The sequence below is a fragment of the Lactococcus sp. EKM203L genome, assembly GCF_011800585.1.
Taxonomy (GTDB): Bacteria; Bacillota; Bacilli; order Lactobacillales; family Streptococcaceae; genus Lactococcus; species Lactococcus lactis.
In genome coordinates, this window is sequence record NZ_JAALEQ010000065.1 from 1 (window position 1) to 271 (window position 271).

The window sequence follows — 271 nt, forward strand, 5'->3', positions numbered from 1 at the left end:
TCTCCTGAAATTTTCAGCTTATTGTATTGTTCTTCAGATAATCTAAATTGAATGTACTTTGTTTGATTTTGTGATACATTTTTCTGATCCATAAATAGCCTCCTCAAAGATAAAATGCCCCAGCGCTCATTCCTCAATCGCCCTTTATCATTGATTTTGTAATAAGCATTGCGCCCTATTCGGTTACAATCATTATAACAAAATAGACCATATAAAACCATAAATACTGCAAGCTATCACATTGTAATACAAAGCACTTCGTTCTTGTATT

General features: G+C 32.5%; 1 pseudogene. It reads right to left on the reverse strand.

The features are described from left to right. A pseudogene (locus tag HFD15_RS14625) lies at positions 1-221 on the reverse strand (mobilization protein); the annotation flags it as partial. Positions 222-271: the final 50 nt, after the last annotated feature.